Source organism: Brevibacillus parabrevis (assembly GCF_022701015.1).
GTDB lineage: Bacteria > Bacillota > Bacilli > Brevibacillales > Brevibacillaceae > Brevibacillus > Brevibacillus parabrevis.
In genome coordinates, this window is sequence record NZ_CP064090.1 from 2,512,563 (window position 1) to 2,527,320 (window position 14,758).

Consider the following 14,758-nt stretch of genomic DNA (forward strand, 5'->3'; position numbering starts at 1 on the left):
TGCCATAAACTGTTGAAATGAGGCATCGCATACCGCACACGGCAATCAGATGAGCAAAGGAGGGGGCTGCCTCCAGTGAGAAAACGGATCGGCATACTGACCTACCGGGGAGAATCCGGCTTTATCGAACCGGGATTTTTTCGCCGTCTGGTCAAGGAAGGGAGAGAGCTGGGCGCCGACGTCTTTGTTTTCGGGCCGCAGGATGTGCATGTGTCCGAGCGGAAAATCAAAGGCTTCATCCCTGCCGAAAAAGGCTGGAAGAGCGAATGGTTTGAGTGGCCGGACATTGTCATAGACCGCTATCGGTATTATCCGTTGGCGAAGCATAGCCACTATCCGCCGTTTCGCAAGCAAAACTTGTTCCGCTATGCCAACAGCCGTTTTACGAATAAATTCAATCTCCATCAAATTTTGCTGGAAGACCCGTTTTTGACGAAATGGCTGCCCGAGACGTTCGCTTACGCAAGAAGCACGCTGGTTTCGATGCTGAAACGCCATCGCCAGGTGTATCTCAAGCCGACAAACGGCTCGGGCGGGCGAAGCATTTTGCGCGTGGAAAAAACAGAAGAGGGCTATCTGCTGCATGGCAGAACCAAACAGCAGGCGAAAAGCAGGGAAAAGCTGTCCTCGATCAGCAAAGTATGCGAGCGGCTCGAAGCGTGGATGGAAAAAGAAAAGAACGGAAAAGAGCAGTTTTTTCTCCAGCAAGGTTTGCAATTGGCTCTGGTGCCTGGGCGAACCGTCGATGCCAGGGTGCTTGCGCAAAAAGACGGAGAAGGCATCTGGCGGCTGACAGGCATGGGCATACGCATCGGCTCGACGCGCTCTTCGACGTCCAATTTGCACGGCGGCGGGACGGCGATGCCGGCCATTCCTTTTTTGGCGAGCCGCTTTGGGCAAGAAGCCGCCAAAAGAATCGTGCTCGAATGCAAAGAGCTTGTCATGCTGACTATCGGCAGAATCGAGCAGCACTTCGGGCAGATGATGGAGTTCGGGTTTGACTTAGGCATCGATGTGCACGGCCATGTGTGGATTATCGAGATTAATCCGAAGCCTGGCAGGGAAATATTCCGGCAGCTCGGGGAGCATCGGCGCTATCGGCAGGCCGTGCGCAGGCCGTTGGAATACGCCTTGTATTTGATCGAAAAAAATGAGCGGATGAAAGACCAGCGATTCGGACTCGGGTGAAAAGGCTCTCCACAGCTTGGAGGGTCTTTTTCATTTCTTTTGCGCAAGGCATGCGGCATAATAATAGCCAGGTGGATGCGTGCTCCTTGACGGCGTGCAAGGTTCACAAACAAAGGAATGGAGGAGATGAGCATGAGACAAGAAGCTTTTTCGATTGAGTTGGGCGAAGGCTTGACGCTTCGGGGGAATGTACATACAGACGAGGCAGCGGGTGCCGACCAGCCGCTGTTGCTGTTTTGCCACGGGTTCAAGGGCTTCAAGGATTGGGGCAGCTTCCCCTATGTGGCAGACGAGCTGGCGAAGCGAGGCGTGACGACGATCCGCTTTAATTTTAGCTGCAACGGTGTGGGCGAGAGCTTGACCGAATTTGACGAGCTGGAAAAGTTCGGCCGCAACACGTACGCGCGTGAGCTTGCCGACCTGCAAGCGCTGGTCGAATGGATCGATTCCGGTGAGTTTGTCTGGCCAGACTATGTGGACAAATCCAGACTGTACGTGCTTGGACACAGCAAAGGCGGCGGGGATGCCATCCTGTTCGGAGCGGGCAATCCGCGCGTGGCGGGAATCGTGACCTGGAATGGAATTGCCGATGTCAACTTGTTTGATGCGGGACTGCGCAAGCAAATCGCGGAAACAGGCGTCGGCTATATCGCCAATGCGCGCACCGGGCAAGATATGCCGATTACGCGGACGGTGATCGAGGATGTGGATCAAAACCGGGAAGCGTATGACATTTTGGCGAAAGTGTCTTCGATGGAAACACCTTTGTGCATCTTGAGCGGAGAAAAAGATTTTGTCCGTCTGGTAGAGGGTGCCAAACGGATTCATCAGGCGGCGAAGCACAGCGAGCTGCACTGGATAGAAGGCGGCGACCATACGTGGAACACGCGTCATCCGTTTGCAGGAACTTCTCCGCAACTGGAAGCGGTCATTGAGCAAACGGCGGCTTTTGTCCGTACCCCGCGGACATAGAAAAAGCCTGGATTTTCCTGCGTTTTCAATCCATTTGGGCTATGGTATACTGGGTAACGTCAAAAGATTCAAATGATGTGACTATTCAGAAAATACCAGAGATAGGTGGAGAAGAAACATGAACAGCAAGGTGTATCTGTACGATACCACCCTGCGAGATGGTACGCAGGGAGAGGGGATCAGCCTGTCGGTGGAAGACAAGATAAAGATCGCACTGCGGCTGGATCAGTTCGGAATTGATTTTATCGAGGGCGGTTGGCCTGGAAGCAATCCAAAGGATATGGCGTTTTTTGAGCGCATCCGCGAGATTCCGCTACAGCACGCCAAAGTGACGGCTTTTGGCAGCACCTGTCGTCCGAATGTGGCAGTAGCAGCAGACGACAACTTGCTGGCGCTGATCGCCAGCGGTGCCGAAGCTGCGGCGATTTTCGGGAAGTCATGGGACTTGCACGTGACGGACGCCTTGAAGACGACTTTGGAAGAAAACGTGCGCATGGTCGCTGATTCGGTGGCCTTTTTGAAACAGAACGGTTTGACGACACTCTTTTTGGCGGAGCATTTCTTCGATGGCTACAAAGCAAACCCGCTGTATGCCCTGCGGGTGCTTGCGGCTGCCGAAGAGGCGGGGGCCGACTGGATTGTCCTTTGCGATACAAACGGAGGAAGTCTGCCACACGAAGTATACGAGATCGTCAAGGCGGCTGCCGGACAACTTCGTACGCCGCTGGGGATTCATCCGCACAACGACAGCGGCGTAGCTGTGGCGAACGCTTTGGCCGCGATTCAGGCGGGAGCCAAGCAAGTGCAAGGAACGATCAACGGGATCGGGGAGCGCTGCGGCAACGTCAACCTTATTTCTGTTGTGCCCAATTTGCAGCTCAAGCTCGGCTACGAGTGCGTGAGCAGCGAGCAGTTGCAAGAGCTGACGCAGCTTTCGCGCTACGTGGCGGAGATCGCCAACATGACGCTGCCGAACAACCAGCCTTTTGTCGGACACAGCGCTTTTGCCCACAAAGGCGGAATCCACGTCAGCGCCGTATTGCGCGATCCGAAAACGTACGAGCACATCGAGCCGGAAAACATCGGCAACAAGCGCCGCGTGCTCGTCTCCGAGCTGGCCGGACAGAGCAATCTGCTCGCCAAAATGGAAGAGCTGGAGATCGATCTGTCGCTGGATCGGGAAAAGACCCGCGAGATTATCACGCGCATCAAAGAGCGCGAGTTCCAGGGCTACCAGTACGAGGGCGCGGAAGCTTCGCTCACGCTCATGCTGCTTGAGGCTGCCGGCAAGCTGAAAAATTTGTTCACGCTCGATTCTTTCAAGATTTTGATGGAAAAGGCGGCCATTCAGTCGATCACGTCCGAGGCGACAGTCAAGCTGCGGGTAAACGGGGAGAGCGTACATACAGCCGCGGATGGCAACGGCCCTGTCAACGCGCTGGACAACGCCATGCGCAAAGCGCTGGAGAGCTACTACCCCTGTATCGCCAACATGCATCTGGCCGACTACAAGGTGCGTGTTCTGGATGAAAACGGAGCGACAGCGGCAAAAGTCCGTGTGCTGATCGAGTCGGCAAGCAACGGGGAGAAGTGGAGCACGGTCGGGGTGTCTACCAACGTAATCGAAGCAAGCTGGGAGGCGCTCGCAGACAGTATTCGCTACTTGTTGTGGCGGGAAGGCTGCGAGGAAGCGGGACATTTGTCCGCAGCAGAGGCGCGGGTCGGAATCGTCAATCATTAGTTGGAAACACCCCATGTAAAGGGAACAAAAATGCAAGGAAGCGTGGCATGTTTGCACACACGCACGCTTAAAAATGACCAGCTACAGTTCAGCGAATTGGCCCTCCTGTTGTGAGACAGAGCGAACAGGAGAGGCTGTCCGAATGAGCGTGGGCTGGTCTTTTTTGCGTTGCGCGTGCCAGCTCAGTCTGGCGTCTCCGCAGCGGGGCGGTCCATCAGCTGGCGCAGCTTTGTTTCGGTCGACGATTGGGGGTCCGGGGTATAAATGCTGCAACGCAAGTCAGCGCTGCCCTGTACTTGCAGGGAGGTGAGGTGAAACTGCATTTTTCCGGCTTTGGCATGGCGAAACTCCAGCAGCACCTCAGGAGCCGTGCTGACGTCGCTCTGTTCCCACAGCCGATGAAAGTCGGGGTGGACGTCTCTCATTTCGCGCAAAAAGTGCTCGTACCATTCGTCTTCCACGTACTGTCCGTAGTACGCGCGAAAAATCGCGAGAAAGCCGCTGACGAAGTGCTCCCAGTTGACGGCGAGCCGCCGCAGCTCTTTTCGCGTGAACAACAATCGGATCAGATTGCGCTCTTCCACTGGTATTTGCTCGAAATCGAGAAAGACATGCGCTGCCGCTTTGTTCCAGCCGACGATGTGGAGTCGTCTGTCCGAGATGATGGCAGGACAGGAGTGCAGCTCGTTCACAATTCGCTCCAGGGCTGGACTGATCTGGGGCGACTCGTCTTTGTGCAGCGTGGTCCCGACAGTTGTGCCGCTTTCCAAGGCGAGCGCGTACAAATACTTGCGCTCGTCGACAGTCAGTTGCAGTGCTTTGGATACGGCATCGAGAACGGAGGGGGATACTTTGATATCCCGGCCTTGTTCCAGCCACGTGTACCAGGTGGAGCTTACCCCTGCCAATTGTGCCACTTCTTCCCGGCGCAGGCCAGGCGTCCGCCGCCTTGTGCCAGGAGCAAGCCCGACGGACTGAGGCAAAATTTTTGCTCGCTGCGCTTTTAAAAAGGACGAGAGTGCCTGCAGGCGTGTCTGATTGTTCATGCGGACTTCCTTTCCAAGTCGAAAATGGGTAAAACTGTTACTTATTATACTAGGATAAACAACAACTTGTAATAGGATAAATCATGTGACAAGATGGTTTCCATAAGGGCTTGTAAAGGAGGATAATGATGGAGAAAGTAGTGGTTACGGGGATGGGCGTCATTTCCCCTATCGGAAGCAATGTCGAGCAATTTTGGAGCAGCCTGGTTGAAGGAAAGTCAGGCATCTCCCACATTGACATATTTGATACATCCCGGTTTAAAACGAAAATCGCGGGTCTTGTCCGGGATTTTGACCCGGAGGCGCGATTCGGGCGCAAAGAGGCGAGAAGAATGGACCGCTTTTGCCAGTTTGCGATTGCAGCGGCGGACGAAGCGCTGGCAGATGCAGGACTCCGGCTCGACGATTGCGATCGCGAACGGATAGGCGTCTATGTCGGCTCTGGAATTGGCGGCGTGCAGACGTTATTGGACCAGTACGACACGCTGAGAAGCCGCGGGCCGGAGCGGGTCAGCCCTACGCTGGTGCCGATGCTGATCTCCAATATAGCAGCAGCAATGATCAGCATCAAATACGGCATATACGGCCCGACGATGTCGCCTGTCACGGCCTGCTCGATTGGCAATACTTCGATCGGCGAAGCGTATCGGCTGATCCAATCGGGCAAAGCTGACGTAGTGATTGCCGGAGGAACGGAAGCCGCGATTAACGAGGTATCGCTGGCGAGCTTCAGCAATGCGACTGCCTTGTCCACGCGAAACGACGATCCGGCTGCGGCGAGCCGCCCTTTTGATGCCAAGCGTGACGGGTTTGTCATGGCGGAGGGAGCGGGTATCCTGATTGTGGAGTCTTACTCGCATGCAAGGAAGCGTGACGCTCGGATTTACGCGGAAGTAATCGGCTACGGAGCAAGCTCCGACGCCTACCATATGGTTGCTACCCATCCGGAAGGGCTTGGCCCATACCGGGCGATGAAATGGGCGCTGGAGGAAGCGGGAATCGAGCCTGCGGAGCTGGATGTGATCAGCGCTCACGCTACAGGTACGGAAGTCGGTGACCGTTCGGAGACGCTGGCGATCAAACGTCTGTTGGGCGACCACGCCGGGCGCATCCCGATCACGGCCAACAAGTCGATGACAGGGCATATGTTCGGGGCGGCAGGCGGCGCGGAGGCGATTGCGCTGATCAAGAGCCTTCAGGAGGGAGTCGTACCGCCGACGATCAACCAGGACGAGCGCGATCCCGTCTGTGATCTGGACTATGTGCCAAATACAGCCCGGCGCATGGCGCTGAACGTGGGGATGTCCAACTCCTTTGGCTTTGGTGGACACAATGCGGTGATTGTGCTGCGGAAGTACGAGGGGTAAGGAAGTCAGAAAGTTAGAGTGAGGGAGTCTTCCGGGGTGTTTGGGGAGGCTCTTTTTTTTGCTTGATAAGAGATCAGGGAAGCGGACGCACGTTGCCGCTTAAAAGCGTGTTTTCCTTTTTCGCCTGCGTCTCGGTAAGAGTCCCAAAGCCCTTTCGCTTGTTTCCCCTGTTTCCTCGGCCGACGTGTAGCTTTGGTTGGATAGTGCTTTTTGAAAGTTGATCAGGGATGAGAAATCTCTTTTTTGGCGTGTTTTCGCTTTTCCCCGGAGCCGTGCAGTGAAGTCAACAGGGGGTATCCCAAGAAGCTACAGCGATTCGTCTCTTTCCTCGCCACGCCAAAAGTACCGACGAAGCAGACTACGAAGCGCCCCCCCAAACCAATCTTTCAATCCTTCATCCTTTTCTTCGCGATCTCCGAAGTTTCGAAATAAAGCAGACTCCAAAGCACGATCCCAAGCAATCTTTCAGTCATTCACCATTCCGCCTAGAACCCCCCGCCAACTCCAAGAATGCCCCTAGGAAAAAGGCAGCATACTAACAAAAACCAGAACCAAAAAAGGGGAATCATTCATGACGAACGAGCAGGGAGCGACAGAAACAAACATCCAGCGGGCACCGATTCTCGGCGTCATTATTGCCGGAGCGATAGCGGCCCTGCTGAACCAGACACTCCTCAACGTAGCCCTCCCCAAGCTGATGGAGCAATTCCACATCACTACCTCCACAGCCCAATGGGTCATCACCATTTACATGCTGGTCAACGGCGTCCTGATCCCGACGACGGCTTTTCTGATGGAAAAATATACGACCAGACAGCTGTTTATTTCCGCAATGAGCCTTTTTGCCGCAGGAACGCTCATCTGCGGCATTGCCCCCAGCTTCTCGATCATGTTGATCGGACGCGTGGTGCAAGCAGCGGGGGCAGGGATTCTCATGCCGCTCATGACCAATGTCATTTTCAACATGTTCCCCGCTGATCGGCGCGGTTCCGCGATGGGCATCGTCGGGATTGCCATGGTCTTTGCCCCGGCGATCGGGCCGACCTTGTCCGGGTGGATTGTCGAGCATTACTCGTGGCGCTTGCTGTTTTTCGTCGTCCTGCCGATTGCGCTGATCGTGCTGGTCACGTCCTTTTTCGTCCTGAAAAATGTGACCGAGACGCAAAATCCGAAGCTGGACTCATGGGGAGTCGTCTTGTCGACGATCGGCTTCGGCGGGCTGCTCTACGGCTTCAGCTCCGCAGGCGCGGCGGGCTGGAGGAGTGCAGAAGTCATCGGCATGCTGCTCGTGGGCTGTATCAGCTTGGGGGCGTTTGTCTGGCGGCAGTTGTCGATTGACCATGCGATGCTGGAGTTTCGCATCTTTCAAACTCCGGCCTACACGTTGGCCGTCCTGATCAGCCTGATGGTCAACATGTCGCTCTACTCGGGGATGATTCTCCTGCCTGTCTACGTGCAAAACATCCTGCACTTCACACCTGTGCAATCAGGCTTGCTGCTTTTGCCGGGGAGCATCATCATGGGCATCATGTCTCCGATCACAGGCAAGCTGTTTGACAAGTTTGGCGCAAAATGGCTCGCCCTGATCGGACTCATTATCACGATCGTCACGACTTACGGCTTCACGAAGCTGAGCCTCTCGACAAGCTACAGCTACTTGGTGACGCTTTACACCGTGCGCATGTTCGGACTGTCGATGCTGATGATGCCCGTCATGACGTCAGGCTTGAACGCCCTGCCATTGCAGCTCAATCCGCACGGGACGGCGATGTCCAACACGATCAACGCGATAGGGGGAGCGCTCGGCACAGCGTTGTTCGTCACGATCATGACGACGAAAAGCGCAGCCCACACGGCGGATATCGTCCGAAGCCAGCACCTCAACCCGGCTGACCTCGCCCAGATGCAGCTGGCGACGAAGCAAGGAATTGCCATGGGCACAAACGATGCCTTTATGATCGCCACGCTGTTTACCGTCATCGCGCTCGTTTTAGCGCTGTTCCTCGGCAACAAAACGCCGCGAAGACAAGAGGCTGCCGCACAAAAAAGAGTACCCCAGCCGTCGTAAGCAAGCGCAGTCCGCCAAAAGCCATAAAAAAACCAAAAACCATAACATAAAAAAAGCGCCGCTTCCGCAAAAGGGAGGCGCCGCTTTTTGACGCGTGCTGCGTACTAGCCTTGTTTTCTCATAGCCCCTAATTCTTCGACGATCGCCGTCATCTCATTGATGCCAAACGCCGTTTTTTTCTGCACCATGTTGTACAGGTACAAAAGGTCTTCGTAGTGGGCGAGGTCAAAATCTTCCGGGCGCATAACCGCTGTGTTCGCCATGTTGAGCTTGGCTTTGATGCCCTCGATCAGAACCGCCAAATTTTCCTGGGTTGCCTCTTTCAAATCTGCCATTGCTTGGTCTCCTCTCCAACGCTGCTTGTTATTTGGTCAGCTGTCCACGCGTGACGCCGAGCTGGTTGGTCGCTTTCAGCGTGCGCCATACGTGTGTGCCGCTAACTTCTCCGCGCAGAGCCTTACGATACAGGCTGATGACTTCACGCACGCGCTCCGGTTCTTCTTCCAGAAACTCGATGCGGTAGCTGCCTACATTCAGGGAGCGGAACTCTTTCAAATACTCCGCGCCAGACTGGTCGATGGCGTTGTACACCGTGTTGCGGCAGCCGGTATCTACCCGCACCGGATGCGAGAAGCCGACGCGATCCTTGAGCGAGATGCGAGAGGTTTCGCATGGGGTTCCGCAGTTGGTATGGTCGGTTCCCTCACTCATGAACGTGCAGTATACGCAGTGCTCGGTATGGAACATCGGCATATGCTGATGGATGACCAGCTCCATGTTTGCTGCGTTGGAGCGGCTGAGCAAGTCCACCATTTGCTGGATGTTCAGATCATACGAAGGCGTGACCCGTGTCAGGCCAGCTTCGAGGAACAGCTCCACCGCTTTATGGTTGGCCACGTTCAGGGAGAAATCGCCGATCAGCGGGATGTCGATCTCATCCTTGCGGGACAGGTAGTAGTAGAGTGCCCCTGTATTGCGCACCAAAATCGCGTCCGGCTTGCTTTTGGCAATCAGGGCGAGCACGCCGTTTTCATCCGGCATGTGGATGCGCATCGTGGCAATCCCGATTTTCTTGCCGTATTTGTGCGCCAGCTTGACGCCTTCTGGATACTGTTTGACAAATTCGAAGTCCGCGTAAAGGAAATCGACGTCCGTCTGCGCCGCAGCTTCCAGCTGTTCCAGCGAGCGGCACAAAGCTGTCAACAGCGGCTTTTCCACCGGCTGCGAGCGAGGCACGTCCGCATACACATTCACATCGCGATGCTGGTAGACAGGCGGCTTGGAACGCAAGTACACAAGCTGCTCTACCGCTTCACGGCGCATCCGGTTCAGCTCGCTGACCGGAACGATCAAGTCTCCGGCAAGGTCAACCGTCAAATCGTGAGCGTCCAGATGGTAAACCGTTCCGCCCAGACGGCTGAGCTGGTCATGCAAAAGCTCGTGCGTCAGCGGTCGCTTCACGGCAGATTCCAGCAGCTTCTCCGACGGAACGGTGACAGCGTGGTTCGCCTGTTTGTCCACCCAGGTGATGCAGAGTTTATCGCCCAGCTTGCCGCTGACATGCACCGACAGTGGGAACGTGCGGTACGGCTTTTCCGTTTCAAACGTTTTGCGCAGGCGGCGGTCAAGCTCGGGATCGCTTGTTTTCCAGACGCGGTCGCCTACGTGGAGTCGTTTCAGGTTGACGTCGTTTCGGCCCATCACGATCTCGTACACGCCTTTTTCCACTTCGCCCTCGATCTTTTTGCCGCGGGACAAAATATCGTAGACGCGTCCGCCTTCTTCTTTTTGCGTCGGGTCGCCCGCGTCGAACACGATGCCGTCACCGCGTTTGACAGGAGCAGCAATTTCCACGAGCACGCTTGTGCCCAGCAACTTTTTCACTGTGCCTAAAAAGACGCCGCGGCTTTTCGGGAACGATCCGTCTATGAGCTGCTTGTTGTTCGTTCCTTCCAAAAATCCGTGGGTGAAACCACGGGAAAAGCTTTGCTGCAACTCGCGAATTTCTATTTCCGACGGGCCTGTGTCTTGTCCGGCAAAATAGCGCTCGATTGCCGCGTTGTATTTGCTGACCACGTTGGCTACGTACTCCGGAGATTTCAGACGCCCTTCGATTTTAAAAGAAGTGACGCCTGCCTCGATCAGCTCGGGAACCAGGTCGACGGCAGCCAGATCTTTTGGCGAGAGGACGTAGGCGATGTTGCCCATATCCTTTTGCACGCCGTCCACCATCAAATCGTACGGCAGTCGGCAAGCCTGGGCGCACTCGCCGCGGTTGGCAGAGCGACCGCCCCACATTTCCGAAGTCAGACACTGACCAGAGTAGGAGACGCACAAAGCGCCGTGGACAAAAACTTCCATCGGCAGCTTCGCTTTTTCGCCGATCTTCTTGATTTCCTTCAAGGAATTTTCCCGGCCCAAAACGACGCGTTCCATGTCGAATGGTTTCGTAAATTCGACAGCTTCCGGGGAAGTGATCGTCATCTGCGTGGAGCCGTGGATCGGGAAGTCAGGGGAGATTTCGCGAATCAGCTTCACCAGACCGAGGTCCTGGACGATAACCGCGTCCACCCCGGCGTGAATACAGGCGTCAATCAGTTCGCGGGCATCCTCCAGCTCGTTTTCGAATACGAGAATATTAAAGGTAAGAAAACCTTTTACACCGTACATATGCAAGTAAGCCATAATCTCAGGCAGCTCAGCCATTTGAAAGTTCTCCGCGCGTGCGCGTGCGTTGAACTTTTCTACACCGAAAAAGATGGCGTTGGCACCATTCGCGACGGCGGCTTTCAAACAGTCCCAGTTGCCTGCGGGGGCCAACAGCTCAATATCTTCACGCTTTATGTTGTTTCGCATGTGTATGTCATTACCTCCAAGGTCTTTAAAAAAAGCTCTTCTTCATCATAGGGAAATGTCCTTGCTCCCGCAACAAAAACCTCCACTTCTCCAAATGTTGAAAATTGTCGCTTCCAGTAAGTGTGAGTTTGATGGTATTCTGTAAGAAAAATCAAAAGATTCCACAATGGAATGATCAGCCAAATCGACAAAATTCGTGGATTTTTTTGAGCAACAAGCTTCCCCACCATTATAGCCATCGTTTGCACAGCTTATAGCTCGGCTCGTGATCTAGCCGAATGACAACTGGCAACAGCAGCGCAGAAAGGAGGCGAACATGGCACAGGACCAGGAAATGTGGGACAAGCTGTTTCATGAGCTTGCCTGCATCAAAAGCGAGTTAAAAGCGTTTAAGCTTGAAACCCGGGCAGAACTATACCAAATCAAAGACGAGCTGAAAGAATGGCAACAGCAGAATGGACAACAACGGCTCCCTAAAAAAGGGGAATAAACGATGATGACAGCAAACAAGAACAGCAACTGGTGGAATAAAACGGTCAAAGCGGTACTCGCGACAGGCTTGACCGTATCTCTGGCGGCGTGCGGACAGGCACCGGAAGCCGCAAAACCAGCCCAGCCATCGCAACAGGCGACAACTCAGCCGGCACCAGCGAAGGAAACCAAACAGCCTGAGCAGGTGCTCCGACTGAACAACTTTACGGAGCCGCTTTCTCTGCATCCGGGAATGATTACAGATGTATGGTCTTCCAATGTCATTTTCCAGACGTTTGAGGGACTGACACGAATCGACAAAGACGGCGTGCCACAACCGGCGATTGCCCAAGAAATCAAAGCGTCCGACGATCTGCTCACCTATACCTTTACACTGCGGGACAACGCCAAATGGTCAAACGGTGATTCGGTAACGGCACACGACTTCGAGAACGCCTGGAAATGGGTATTGGACGCGAAAAACGGTTCCGAATACGCCTACCAGCTCTTTTATGTGAAAAATGCAGAAGCGGCATTCAGCGGAAAAGCAAAGCCGGAAGAGATCGGGGTAAAAGCGACGGATGACAAGACACTGGTCGTCCAGTTGGAAAACCCGACGCCGTTTTTCCTGGAGCTGACCGCTTTCTACAGCTACTTCCCGGTTAACACAAAAGTAGCGAAAGAGCACCCGGATTGGGCGAAGGACGCAGGTCCGAACTACACTTCGAACGGACCGTTCAAGCTGACTTCCTGGGATCACAAAAACAAGCTGGTGCTGGAGAAAAACGAGAACTACTGGGATGCTGGCACAGTCAAGCTGACGAAAATCGAAATGAACATCATCAATGACGCCAATACCGAGTTGTCCATGCTGGAGAACGGCGATCTGGACTGGGCAGGAGCGCCTACCGGAAACTTGCCGCTCGACGCGATGCAGACGCTGAAGGAAAAAGGTCTTCTGGAGATTACGCCGAAAGCAGGAACGTACTGGTACGAGTTCAATACGCAACAAAAACCGTTCAATAACAAAAAAATTCGCCAAGCGTTCGCACTGGCGATCAGCCGCCAAGACATCGTCGACAACGTGACGCAAGGCGGCGAACTGGTTGCGACAGCCGTAGTGCCTCCGACCATGTTTGCAGAAAACACGCAAGGCTTGTTCAAGGACAACGATGTGGAAAAAGCGAAACAGCTTCTGGCAGAAGGCATGAAGGAAGAAGGATACGCGAGCGCCGACAAGCTGCCGCCAATCACGCTCTCCTACAACACAGAAGAAGCGCAGACCAAAATCGCGCAAGCCGTGCAAGACATGTGGCAAAAAAATCTCGGAGTACAAGTGAAGCTGGAGAACCAAGAGTGGAACGTGTACTACGAAAACGTGAAAAATGGCAAGTTCCAGGTAGCCCGCATGGGTTGGACAGGCGATTTCAACGATCCGATCAACTTCCTGGAAATTTTCCGCACGAAAGAAGGCAACAACCACACCGGATGGGAAAGCAAGGCATACGCCGAGCTGCTCGCCAAGTCTTCCAAGGAAAAGGATGCTGCCAAACGCAAGGCGATCTTGCAGGATGCAGAAAAGCTGCTGGTGGATGAAATGCCAGTAATTCCGTTCTACTTCAAATCCACAGTTTACGCGAAAAATCCGAACTTGAAAGATGTCGTCATTTCCGGGCTGGGCAATGCGCAGTACAAATGGGCCTATTTTGAATAATCGTTCCTAACAAAAATGTGAAGGGCTGGTCGCTTGGATTAATCCACGACCAGCCCTTCGAATACAATCGAGACCTTCTCTTCCATTATTTCTTCCAGCGCCCAGGCGCCTTCGCTGCGCACCCAGTCATACAGCGCGTTGTAGTAGATGTTTTCCAACATGTTTGCCGCCACGAGCGGATTGAACTTGGCCTTCAGCTGTTGCCGATCCTGCGCTTCTTCGATCAGGTCTGCAAAAAGCTGGCGCAGCTCAAAGTACATGTTCTTTTCGTTCTCCAGCACTTTGCGATGCTTCATCGACGATTCCACGACGACTTTGATGAAATCAAAATTGGTGATCGTCACTTCGTTCATGATTTTGTAAATCCGCAGAACCTTGGATTTGCAATCGTCCCCGTAGTCCCACTCCGCACGGCGTTCTTCGATTTCGTGAAGCCGTTCATATCCCCAGTTGGCGAGGATTGCTTCCTTTGACGTGAAATGCAGAAAAATGGTGCCGCGAGCGACATCTGCTTCTTCCGAGATCATGTCGATGGTCGTTGCTTCAAAGCCGTGCTGCTTGAACAGCTTGATGGCAGCGTTGAAGATTTTTTCGCGTGTTTCCCGCTTTTTTCTCTCCCGTCTCGTCGTCAAAAAGGTAGTACCTCCTCTGCTCGTTTGTATGATTATAACATAACACTTACTTACAAAAGAATTTTCCGTACATTTCAGGAGCAAAAGGGCAAAAAAAGGGATAGACTTCTGTGCGAGTCGAATGTATATTTATATACTATAATGAATAAATATTTAATCATACCGAGCTGTTAGAGCATGGGGTGGAGGAGAGTAAAATGAGCGTTGCAAAAGCGCTGACAGTACGTCAGGCAATGATGAAGGACGTCGATGCCATGTTGGAAATCATTAATGAATATGCACAACAGGGATTGATGTTGCCGCGAACGAAACTTTCTGTCTGTGAAAATTTGCAGTCATTTATCGTCGCTCATGATGGAGATACAGTGGTTGGCGTTGCCGGACTGCATATTTTATGGGAGGACCTGGCGGAAATCCGCTCCCTGGCGATATCGGAAAAAGCAAAAGGGATGGGCGTGGGCAAGCATCTCGTCCTTCATCTCGTAGACCAGTGCCGCAACCTGGGCATTAACCGTGTGCTTGCGCTAACCTATCAAAAAGTGTTCTTTGAAAAGTGCGGATTTTGGATCGTAGCGAAGGAAACGTTGCCGCAAAAAGTGTGGAAAGACTGCATTAACTGTTCCAAGCTGCCCATGTGCGACGAAATCGCAATGATTTTCGAGACTGCCTGATACATTTGGTATAGCCTTCCTTTTTTCTTTTC

12 protein-coding genes are annotated in these 14,758 nt (G+C 53.7%); 8 read left to right on the forward strand and 4 right to left on the reverse strand.

Translation table 11 applies throughout. The annotated features are described in order from the left end of the window. Window positions 1-75: 75 nt before the first annotated feature. The 3 genes from IRJ17_RS11940 (at window position 76) to cimA (ending at window position 3,901) form a co-directional block, all read left to right on the forward strand. Entirely contained in the window at window positions 76-1,188 is a 1,113-nt protein-coding gene (locus IRJ17_RS11940) for a YheC/YheD family endospore coat-associated protein (RefSeq protein ID WP_173596809.1), read from the forward strand. A 132-nt stretch (window positions 1,189-1,320) separates the two neighbouring features. Further along, entirely contained in the window at window positions 1,321-2,160 is an 840-nt protein-coding gene (locus IRJ17_RS11945) for an alpha/beta hydrolase (protein ID WP_122963853.1), read from the forward strand. Between the two features lie 118 nt (window positions 2,161-2,278). Beyond that, window positions 2,279-3,901, forward strand: a complete 1,623-nt coding sequence (cimA, locus tag IRJ17_RS11950; RefSeq protein ID WP_173596810.1) for a citramalate synthase — start codon at window positions 2,279-2,281, stop codon at window positions 3,899-3,901. Between the two features lie 182 nt (window positions 3,902-4,083). Here cimA and IRJ17_RS11955 read toward each other — a convergent pair whose 3' ends face one another. Continuing rightward, complete coding sequence (locus IRJ17_RS11955) at window positions 4,084-4,947, reverse strand: helix-turn-helix transcriptional regulator (RefSeq protein ID WP_242774830.1); 864 nt, start codon at window positions 4,945-4,947, stop codon at window positions 4,084-4,086. Between the two features lie 128 nt (window positions 4,948-5,075). Between IRJ17_RS11955 and fabF the strand changes: the two genes are divergently transcribed. Continuing rightward, on the forward strand, window positions 5,076-6,314 hold the full coding sequence (gene fabF / locus IRJ17_RS11960) for a beta-ketoacyl-ACP synthase II (RefSeq protein ID WP_242774833.1): 1,239 nt from the start codon (window positions 5,076-5,078) through the stop codon (window positions 6,312-6,314). A gap of 571 nt (window positions 6,315-6,885) precedes the next feature. After that, a complete protein-coding gene (locus tag IRJ17_RS11965) occupies window positions 6,886-8,382 on the forward strand; it encodes a DHA2 family efflux MFS transporter permease subunit (protein WP_122963857.1) in 1,497 nt (498 codons plus the stop codon). Window positions 8,383-8,486: 104 nt separating this feature from the next. On the opposite strand, the gene IRJ17_RS11970 is transcribed toward IRJ17_RS11965, so the two are convergent. Both IRJ17_RS11970 and IRJ17_RS11975 read right to left on the reverse strand, forming a co-directional pair. Beyond that, on the reverse strand, window positions 8,487-8,717 hold the full coding sequence (locus IRJ17_RS11970) for a DUF1128 domain-containing protein (RefSeq protein ID WP_063227962.1): 231 nt from the start codon (window positions 8,715-8,717) through the stop codon (window positions 8,487-8,489). A 28-nt stretch (window positions 8,718-8,745) separates the two neighbouring features. Further along, window positions 8,746-11,238 carry a U32 family peptidase gene (locus tag IRJ17_RS11975; RefSeq protein ID WP_122963858.1) on the reverse strand — a complete coding sequence of 831 codons (2,493 nt, stop codon included), beginning with the start codon at window positions 11,236-11,238 and terminating at the stop codon, window positions 8,746-8,748. 316 nt (window positions 11,239-11,554) lie between these two features. On the opposite strand from IRJ17_RS11975, the gene IRJ17_RS11980 reads away from it, so the two are divergent. Both IRJ17_RS11980 and IRJ17_RS11985 read left to right on the forward strand, forming a co-directional pair. Continuing rightward, window positions 11,555-11,728 (forward strand): hypothetical protein, encoded by a 174-nt coding sequence (locus IRJ17_RS11980; protein ID WP_167470274.1) that lies wholly within the window; start codon window positions 11,555-11,557, stop codon window positions 11,726-11,728. Window positions 11,729-11,731: 3 nt separating this feature from the next. Then, window positions 11,732-13,423, forward strand: a complete 1,692-nt coding sequence (locus IRJ17_RS11985; RefSeq protein WP_373926275.1) for a peptide ABC transporter substrate-binding protein — start codon at window positions 11,732-11,734, stop codon at window positions 13,421-13,423. A 38-nt stretch (window positions 13,424-13,461) separates the two neighbouring features. Here IRJ17_RS11985 and IRJ17_RS11990 read toward each other — a convergent pair whose 3' ends face one another. Continuing rightward, a complete protein-coding gene (locus IRJ17_RS11990; protein WP_063227964.1) occupies window positions 13,462-14,055 on the reverse strand; it encodes a TetR/AcrR family transcriptional regulator in 594 nt (197 codons plus the stop codon). 197 nt (window positions 14,056-14,252) lie between these two features. On the opposite strand from IRJ17_RS11990, the gene IRJ17_RS11995 reads away from it, so the two are divergent. Then, the gene (locus tag IRJ17_RS11995; protein WP_122963860.1) at window positions 14,253-14,726 is read left to right on the forward strand and encodes an N-acetyltransferase; all 474 of its coding nucleotides are present in this window, start codon (window positions 14,253-14,255) and stop codon (window positions 14,724-14,726) included. The last annotated feature ends 32 nt before the right edge of the window (window positions 14,727-14,758 follow it).

Coding starts and splice junctions, on each gene's coding strand:
- IRJ17_RS11945 (WP_122963853.1), top strand. CDS start 1,321: ATGAGACAAGAAGCTTTTTCGATTGAGTTGGGCGAAGGCTTGACGCTT.
- cimA (WP_173596810.1), top strand. CDS start 2,279: ATGAACAGCAAGGTGTATCTGTACGATACCACCCTGCGAGATGGTACG.
- IRJ17_RS11955 (WP_242774830.1), bottom strand. CDS start 4,947: ATGAACAATCAGACACGCCTGCAGGCACTCTCGTCCTTTTTAAAAGCG.
- fabF (WP_242774833.1), top strand. CDS start 5,076: ATGGAGAAAGTAGTGGTTACGGGGATGGGCGTCATTTCCCCTATCGGA.
- IRJ17_RS11965 (WP_122963857.1), top strand. CDS start 6,886: ATGACGAACGAGCAGGGAGCGACAGAAACAAACATCCAGCGGGCACCG.
- IRJ17_RS11970 (WP_063227962.1), bottom strand. CDS start 8,717: ATGGCAGATTTGAAAGAGGCAACCCAGGAAAATTTGGCGGTTCTGATC.
- IRJ17_RS11975 (WP_122963858.1), bottom strand. CDS start 11,238: ATGCGAAACAACATAAAGCGTGAAGATATTGAGCTGTTGGCCCCCGCA.
- IRJ17_RS11980 (WP_167470274.1), top strand. CDS start 11,555: ATGGCACAGGACCAGGAAATGTGGGACAAGCTGTTTCATGAGCTTGCC.
- IRJ17_RS11985 (WP_373926275.1), top strand. CDS start 11,732: ATGATGACAGCAAACAAGAACAGCAACTGGTGGAATAAAACGGTCAAA.
- IRJ17_RS11995 (WP_122963860.1), top strand. CDS start 14,253: ATGAGCGTTGCAAAAGCGCTGACAGTACGTCAGGCAATGATGAAGGAC.